General features: G+C 53.1%; 7 protein-coding genes and 1 pseudogene. 4 read left to right on the forward strand and 4 right to left on the reverse strand.

Annotated elements, in window-relative coordinates; all coding sequences use genetic code 11:
• Positions 1–13 precede the first annotated feature (13 nt).
• Positions 14–1630: an MFS transporter gene (locus ACR0DB_RS20575; RefSeq protein ID WP_480552681.1), complete on the forward strand. Its 1617-nt coding sequence runs from the start codon at positions 14–16 to the stop codon at positions 1628–1630.
• On the opposite strand, the gene ACR0DB_RS20580 is transcribed toward ACR0DB_RS20575, so the two are convergent.
• Together ACR0DB_RS20580 and ACR0DB_RS20585 are read right to left on the reverse strand one after the other, a co-directional pair.
• A complete protein-coding gene (locus tag ACR0DB_RS20580; protein WP_480552683.1) occupies positions 1631–3223 on the reverse strand; it encodes a trypsin-like peptidase domain-containing protein in 1593 nt (530 codons plus the stop codon). It abuts the gene before it with no gap.
• 220 nt (positions 3224–3443) lie between these two features.
• On the reverse strand, positions 3444–3947 hold the full coding sequence (locus ACR0DB_RS20585; RefSeq protein ID WP_480552685.1) for an Hsp20/alpha crystallin family protein: 504 nt from the start codon (positions 3945–3947) through the stop codon (positions 3444–3446).
• A 280-nt stretch (positions 3948–4227) separates the two neighbouring features.
• On the opposite strand from ACR0DB_RS20585, the gene ACR0DB_RS20590 reads away from it, so the two are divergent.
• Entirely contained in the window at positions 4228–5532 is a 1305-nt protein-coding gene (locus ACR0DB_RS20590; RefSeq protein WP_480552687.1) for a ferredoxin reductase family protein, read from the forward strand.
• A gap of 327 nt (positions 5533–5859) precedes the next feature.
• Entirely contained in the window at positions 5860–6423 is a 564-nt protein-coding gene (locus ACR0DB_RS20595; protein ID WP_480552688.1) for a flavodoxin domain-containing protein, read from the forward strand.
• A gap of 55 nt (positions 6424–6478) precedes the next feature.
• On the opposite strand, the gene ACR0DB_RS20600 is transcribed toward ACR0DB_RS20595, so the two are convergent.
• Together ACR0DB_RS20600 and ACR0DB_RS20605 are read right to left on the reverse strand one after the other, a co-directional pair.
• Positions 6479–7324 (reverse strand): universal stress protein, encoded by an 846-nt coding sequence (locus ACR0DB_RS20600; protein WP_480552689.1) that lies wholly within the window; start codon positions 7322–7324, stop codon positions 6479–6481.
• Positions 7325–7412: 88 nt separating this feature from the next.
• Positions 7413–7790: a SnoaL-like domain-containing protein gene (locus ACR0DB_RS20605; protein ID WP_480552690.1), complete on the reverse strand. Its 378-nt coding sequence runs from the start codon at positions 7788–7790 to the stop codon at positions 7413–7415.
• 370 nt (positions 7791–8160) lie between these two features.
• On the opposite strand from ACR0DB_RS20605, the pseudogene ACR0DB_RS20610 reads away from it, so the two are divergent.
• Positions 8161–8407 (forward strand): annotated as a pseudogene (locus ACR0DB_RS20610) (recombinase family protein); the annotation flags it as partial.

An 8407-nucleotide genomic window follows, 5' to 3' on the forward strand; every position in this document is an offset into this window, starting at 1 on the left:
GCTACCACGGCATATGACGACCGACCAAACTTCCATAAGATCAAAACTCTCGGGCTGGTGGCATAGAACCTTTGTGGATCTGGTTCAGCAGCTGCAATGGTCCTATTTGCCGCCATTGATGGTCTATTTCGCGGCCGGCGTGTCCGGCCTGACCTCGGTCGTCGGCGCTTTTTTCCTAAAAGACTATCTCGATTTATCCGCCTCTTTCGTTGCAGGACTGGCATTTTGGGCCGGCATCCCTTGGATCCTCAAAATGCCGCTTGGTCATGTCGTGGACCTGTTTTGGCGCTGGAAGTCCCTGCTGATCCTGTTTGGCGCATCCCTGATCACGTTGTCTTTGCTCACAATGTACGGTCTCGTGACCGCGCCTGCCGTGATGTCCAATTTCATGCCACTGGAAGACTGGTATGTCCTAGCCCTGCTGCTGGCGCCTTCAGGCTATGCCATTCAAGACGTAGTTGCGGATGCCATGACGGTCGAAGCGGTCCCCAAGGTTAACCAGCACGGCCTCCCGTTTACGCCTGAAGAAACCCGTGCACAGCACACGACAATGCAAACCTTGGGCAGAGTTTCGATCATTTCCGGGTTTGCGGCGGTTGCGGCTGTGAACATCTGGATTTTCTCTGGAACTGAAGGTCTGCAAAAATCCGAGCGCCTTGCGCTTTATGGCCAAGTGTACCTGATAGCTCTGGCCATCCCGGTGTTGTCGGTCAGCGGGGTCGTTCTTCACAGCTTGATCCAGCGTCAACTTGCCAGGCGGGGTCATCCGCCCCACACACCGGATGAAGTCACAGAAGTCAAATGGTCCATTTTGCTGGGTGGCTTTGCATTCGTTTTGCTTAGCATCGTGCTGGGGACCGCAGATTTCGAATTTGCGCAAGAGACTGTTTTTGCAGTTTCTTTGACGGTAATTCTGTACCTGATGTCGCGTCTTCTGAAGGAGCTGGAACCAGCCCAAGCCAAGGCCCTGATCGGGACGGCAACAATCATTTTTGTTTTCCGTGCCGTGCCGCTACCAGGACCAGGCCTGACTTGGTTTGAAATCGATGAACTTGAGTTCGATGAACAGTTCCTGGCAATCCTGGCACTATTAACTTCGCTGCTGGCATTATTGGGGTTGATCGTTCTCCGGCCATTTATGGCCAATCGCTCTATTGCACATGTGGTGGTATTGTTAACGATCGCCGCGGGCGTTCTCGCCCTGCCCAACCTCGCCTTGTATTACGGCGTGCATGAATGGACGGCAGCGCGTACCGGCGGAGTTGTCGACGCGAGGTTCATTGCCATTCTTGATACAGCCGTTGAATCGCCGCTTGGGCAGATTGCTATGGTCCCGATGTTGGCCTGGATCGCCCGCAATGCACCCGTTCAGTTGAAAGCCACCTTTTTTGCAGTGATGGCATCGTTTACCAACATGGCATTGTCGGCCAGCAGCCTCAGCACAAAGTACCTCAACCAGACATTTGTCGTCACACGCGCTGTCACCAACCCTGAGACCGGTGAGATCACATCAACCGCGGACTACAGTCAACTTGGATACCTGCTGATCTGCGTGGCACTGATCTCAGTGATCGTTCCACTCGCTACAGTGTTTTTTGTTCAAATCTCGCGTTTTCGAACGAGCGAATGATCACTGACTTTCCACCTCTTCCAGCAGAGCTCTGAGGTGTGAGACCGGGACGCCGATGTTGGAACCACCGAACTCGGGCAGGATCGCAGCATTGATGGCAACGACCTTACCACGCCGATTCAATACCGGTCCTCCGCTCCCACCGGTCGTGGTCTCAGCGTCATAAACGATGGCGCTCTCACTTGTCCGCGCAACGATCCCACGGCTTGCTAGCGGATGAATCTTGCTTTGTGTGGAAAGCCGGGACGCGATCGACCAAAAGTTCAACGTCCCGTCTGCCTCCAATCCCTCTAGAAAGCCCGGACCAGCCTGCGCGATCAGTGCTTTCAAACCCGTTGGGTATCCCAACAGATAAAGCTCTTCACCTACGCGCGACTTGGTATCCGCCAACGAAATTCCAAGTTCCTGAACGCGGCTTGGCTCAACTTCCAAAATCGCCAAGTCTGCCGCGTCGCTGAACCGGATCAGCCGCGCCTCTATTGGTTCCGTTTGATCAGGCAAATAGGCCAGCAGCCTCAACATCTCTGGCTCAAGACCCGCGTCTCTCAGCGCCTTCTCTCGGTCTCCTGATGTCCACGGCAACGCAACATGACGGTTGGTGGCCATCAACGGTACCCCAGCAATCAAAAATCCTGTTCCGGTGAACTGAAATTCTGCAGGTTCGCCGGTCCCATCCGGTTCGATCCAAGGCTGGCCAAACGGGGTTTTAAGGTTTTCGCCGTCCGGCCCCACAACGTGCCGTAGAATCTTCCCGCTTTCAACGTGGCGCAGACCGTAAGCCCCCTGAAGGAAAGCGACAGATCGGGTAGAGGCAGCTATCACCCGCGTGGGCGCTCCAGCCTGTTGTTCCAAGGTTCCAAGACGTTGTTCGGTCGTCACAAGCTGGTTCTTGAAAGCGTCACGCAACGAAGACAAGTCATCAGGTGTCAACGCATCTTCCCGCGTCTGAGCGAGCATAACCGCGACCGCTTCGATCTTGCGGGATTCCTGTTCGATACTCTCCGCCAAGCGCCGGTCGTTTTGGTAAAGCAGGTACCCAAACCCCGCGATCACAAGAAGTGTTGCAAGAACCGTGATCCTGAACAGTACCGTGGTTTGAGAGGCAAGCCGCCGCCCACTATCGCGCAGGGCACCAGACATCTTTTTGGCGAAGGGTCGACGGCTCGTTCGGGTATAAGCATATGCGTCGCTGAGGATATCCTCGACTGTATGGTGCGCGGGAAATGAGTGATCGCACAACCTGTACCGAGACATGGGGCCCTTTTCTCCGAACTCAATCATGTCACCATGATTAAGAGACGTCGAAGAAGTTTTTTGCCCATTCACCCACAGATTGCGTCCCGCTGTAGCGGTTATCGTATAACGATCATCAGCCCACTGAAGGGTAGCGATTTCGTCGTCATGAGGAGGCAGGTCCTCTTTAGGACGCAGGCTTAGCACCCTGCCTTCACCAACAGAGACAGTCAGGGCATTGTCGACAAGCCAGTTCACGTTTCCGTGCGATGGACCTGTAAGGCTCTCCAGAAAGGCCCTCACCTCACCTTCAACACCATTCACTGAGGGTGTCATGTCGCTCACTTTTGGTTTGCGCATTGTAGCCCCCTATCCAAACGCGTGAGGGCATTCTACCACGCCGCAACACCAAACCCATGGTTTGACGCGAATGTACAAAAAAGCTTATTTAAACAAGCACCTGCGATGTCTGCCCGGATTCAACCAAAAACAACTATCAGACCACAGTTCGAAGAAGGCCGATCCATGATCGGCCCTCTGCTTTGGCATTTTCAAGCACCGTATCGCGCCAACAGTCTGTCTATTTCGACGATACCTTGATCTTACGGCTTGGATCCTGAGGCTCACTCTTCGGCATTTGAATACGCAGAACACCCTTGTCGAATGTTGCTGAAACCTTGTCGACTTCCACAGTATCTGGCAGCGACATGGCTCTGGAAAAGCTGCCGTAGCTTCTTTCGCTGACACGCAGATCGCCCGTTTCGTCATGCGCAATCTTCTTCTGACCGCGCAGGATTAGCCTGCGATCCTTGATTTCAATTTCCACATCATCCTCTTCGAGCCCCGGCAATTCAGCCGTCAGGACTATCGCAGAATCCGTCTCTTGGACATCGATTGCCGGAGAAATCGCGCCTGTCATATCAAGAGACGGAAAACCCGTGCGTTGCGCAGCCGTTTCCGTGGGTAGGAAAGGCGATCCTCCCCCAAAAAACCGCGACATCAGAGTTTCCATTTCACGTCGAAAATTGTCGGAGAGCGGATGCGTTCCAGTGAAAAGTTGCGGGGACTTTTTGTCTTCTAGCATTTTTTGAGCCTCCTCCTTTGGTCGGATTTCGCGCGCGCAATATTATGACAGGAAAAGCGGTCAATGACCTTGATCTTGCGCAAGCATGCAGCCTCAGCTTTAGCCAGATCGCACGTACCGACCGAAAGAACAGAAACGGGAACAGTCGGCAAACATACTTGCCCTGTCTTGCTGCAATTCAGACCAATCTCAGTAGTCTTGATCGGAGCCCCATGTCAGCTTAGCGTTTATTCTGAATGAGCCCGGGTTGCTTACCTTTAGAAATTTGGAGCAAAGCCGTATGAAATGGCCTTATCTGGCGCTGATCTACGTTTTGCTGATCTTGGCCCCCTTGGGGTTTTCCTGGTCTCTGGGATGGCAACCGCGATCATTTCATCAAGAGCTCGCGTCCGGGCTTGGAATGCTTGCTTTTTCAATAATACTAGTTGAGTTCTTGCTGTCTGGGCGGTTCAGATTCATCTCTTCCGGTCTGGGTATGGATGTGACCATGCGGGCGCATCAGATGATGGCGCGCACAGCGCTTGGCTTTGCGCTAATACACCCCCTGCTGTACCAGGGTACGCCATCTGGCGGACGCCGCCCGTGGGATGAAACAAGTCAACTTACGATTTCGACCGACTTTTCTGCCTTGGCGTCGGGCATCGGCGCATATTTTTTACTGTTCATTCTGGTCGCCTCGGCAATTGCACGTAAATCTCTTGATTACAGGTACGAGACATGGCGCCTCTTGCACGGGCTGGGAGCCTTGGTGATTGCATGCCTGCTGTTGCACCACACGGTCTATGCTGGGCGCTACGGTGGGCATCCGCTAATGACGTATCTCTGGCTTGCTCTGACAAGTATTGCAGCAGGGACTTTACTGAATGTCTATCTCGTTCGCCCTTTGCGTCAGAGGAAAAGGCCGTGGCGCGTTGTTTCTCTGTGTCGGCTAACACCTAAGCAATGGGAGTTGCGCCTCAAGCCCAATGGTCACACCGGACTAACATTCGAAGCAGGGCAGTTTGCTTGGCTAAATGTCGGCCACAGTGCTTTCTCGCTGCACGAAAACCCATTCTCGATTAGTTCAGCACCAGCTGAAGGCCCCGAAGTGTCCTTTGTGATAAAGGAACTTGGGGATTTCACATGCGGTCTCGGACAAATTGCTCCGTGCACCCCGGTCTATCTGGATGCCCCACACGGAAATTTGTCGATCAGCCACCGTCCTGAGAAAGGCATCGTTCTGATCGCAGGTGGTGTGGGTATCGCGCCGATGTTGAGCATCACGCGACAGGTACGGTTGAGTGATACACAGCGGGATCTCAAGCTTATCTATGGCAACCGCGTGGAGGAGCAGATTGTTTATCCTCGGGAGTTGTCCAAGGAAGAAACAGTATTTGTTCTATCCGAACCGCCAAAGGATTGGTCAGGAGAAACAGGTTTAATCGACGGTCCTCTGTTGGACCGCAATTTGTCTTCTGAACAATTTGAAAGCTGGCTTTTTGTTCTCTGCGGCCCGCCTGCCATGATGGACGCCGTCGAAGATCATCTGATCACGCGGGGCACTGCGCCCTATCGGATTTTGTCTGAAAGGTTCGACTATGATTAGATTGCTTAGAAACCTGCCCGCACGCCAACAGGTGAAATTCGCGGTGTGGTTTATCAACTTTGCAATCTTTGTCGCTGTCTTGGCCTTTTCCTTAAGGTAGCCAGACAGACCATTAGGCCTTGGCTAGCCTTGTAATTGCCAGCCGAAAAAAGGCAGATTTTCTTGCAGATGCATGCCGTTACGAATTTCCTTAAAAACAAGCTCTGCTTGGACAGACAGGACGCACCACAACTCTCCCAAGTAACGCCTTTGATGGAGATCAAGGGCAACACACACCACTTATTCATAATTGGAAATCTATTCAGACCGATTTATGGGAGGATCGGAATGACCGTACTCATCGTCTTCGCTACAGTCGAAGGTCAGACGGCAAAGATTGCGCGTTTCATCGGCGATATCGTGAAGGAAGCCGGCTTCAACACACGGCTGATCAATACTGACGAAATGCACGACCACGTGTCGCTTGACGATGTGGCCAAGGTCATTCTCTTGGCTCCGGTCCACGAGCGTAGGCACCCCGAGTCCTTTGAGGCTTATGTCGCGTCAAATAGAGATGCCTTAATGAAACGAAAATCTCTCGTGCTTTCCGTCGGTCTAAAGGCAGCTTTTGCTTCAGGTCGAGAGGAAGCGCGCGACTATCTCAAAGAAATGCTTATGCGAACAGGATTGGAACCAAATGCGACGGCATTGATCGCAGGCGCGGTGAGGCCCGAAAGCTACGGATATTTTGAGAGGGAAATCCTAAAACACGTCGTCTTACTGGGTCGAAAAATCGATCCACGAAATGGAGCGCGGGAGTTTACTGATTGGGACGAATTAACGTCTATTGTGATAGATTTCCTTGGTGGAAACGGCCGGGCCAATCAGCATCAATCTCAAGCGATATCCTAATAGCGGCTGGCTGCTCGCGTACTTGCCAGAAAATCACAGTCGCCGGTTCACTTCATCAGTGTCCGAAAAGCACTGGCAACCCTGTCTGCTCCAACATTGCGTGCGTCGTTCCACCAAAGAGTGACTCACGCAGATGGGAATGCCCATAAGCGCCCATAACAACGAGATCGGCCCCCAATTCTGTTGCGCGATCCTGAATGCAGTGTTCGATCGAGTCCCCACCACATGGAAACTGGGACACGGTCACTTTGCAACCGTGATGACGGAGCCATCCAGCAACGTCAGTTCTGGGCTCTTCTCCTTCGACGTCATCAGACGAACGCAAATCAAAACACCCAACCACAACTTCCTTGGCCGCCAGAAAAAAGGGTAAAGCTAAATGCGCAGCCCTGGACGCAGGCAGGCTATCATTCCATGCCAAAACAATGCGTTCACGTTGGGCAAACGGGTCTCCATTGATCATCAGGGCGACCGGTGAATAGAACAATACTCCGTACGCGACCTTATGAAACAAATCGGGATCTTTTCGCAACTCAGCGTCAAGAAAGGCGATATCACAGCATTTGGCGTGGCCTGCCACAAGATGCTGTAACTCTGTTCCAGATCCAATAAAGGCGTTTACATTTGCCGATACACCCCGCGCGGCCAGAAGCGCTTCAACTTCGGTGGCGCGGGACTTCAAGGCAGCATTTCTTGCGTTAAGGACATCCAACCAGTTTGAAGGAAGACCCGCCTCAACGAACCTGTTTGATCCATACTTTAGGTAAGGCAATTTAGGTAAAGCTGCGATCACTATGCAATTCAAGTGAACGTTCTGGCTACGGGCAGTTTCCACGCATTCCAATATCGAAGCGTCGTCAGAATCAACTCCTACAAAATATGCCACTGTTCTGCGTTGCATTCCCGGCCTCCGTCCGGAATTTCACTTCGTCCAAGACTCGTGTGCACTGACTAGGTCAACAAAGAGACAATGTTGTCGGTCGCGCTTCTTACTTCGGCAGCATGAAGAACTCTTCCAGCACAATCTTGCCTTCTGCCACTGAATACACAGCGATCTCGCGCAGGGTCATACGCTCTCCGGTGGCCTTCTGAATCACTTCAGCCCTGAAGCGCACTCCAAAACGGTTGGGCGGGTGGACATAAGGGCCATCCACGTCGAGTTCCTGGATTTCGTGCGAGGCCAACCAATCTTCTCTTTTCCCCTTGATGGCTTCTCGCCCCTTAGAAACGCGGAACTGTCTGACCGGAGGCACAACTGCCTCAATCGATTGAGCGTTTTCGGCATACATTTCATCAACACTTCCAAGGCCTCTGCGCTCACGCATGGACTGGACGAACGATCTTCCGATTTCAATTAACTCTTCCATGAATCTCCCCCTAGATTACCATTGACTGTACCACGTCATCCCCGCGCTTATCTTGACAAGGATCAATGAGCGTATCTCCCTAACAGCCGGGCGCCGCTCGCAAACTCGGCACTTGTTCGCATAGGCAATCTATTCGCTGCAATGCCCTGGAAGACGCCGTTCTGGATTTGCTTCGTCAGAGTCTGATGCAGCCCGACGCAGTGGCAGCATTTATCAAGTCCTTCAGCGAAGCCGCCAACGCGGAAGCAGGCACAGCGGAGGTAGCCCGGACCCGTCTACAGTCCGAGCGGGACAAAGCGGCGCGTAAACTGAATGGGTTTTAGGAGACAATCGAAGGGGGCATTCGCACGCCCGGGGATGCAAGCCAGGCTTGAAGGGCTCTTCCCGCGGGGGTGGTGAGAACGCGCCGCTGTCCGAGCCTGCGTTTTCACCGGTGCGACTACACCCGAACCTGTCCGAGCTCTATCGCTCCAATGTTGCTAGTCTTGCAAAGGCGTTATCGGACCCGTCGATCCTCACAGGAGCGTTGGAGATCATCCGGGTCCTTATCGAACGGGTCACGGTCCTGCATGAGAGGGACGGCGTTCAGATCGAACTCCAGGGTGCCGTGGCAGCGA

The sequence above is a fragment of the Ruegeria sp. AB6 genome (assembly GCF_056542685.1).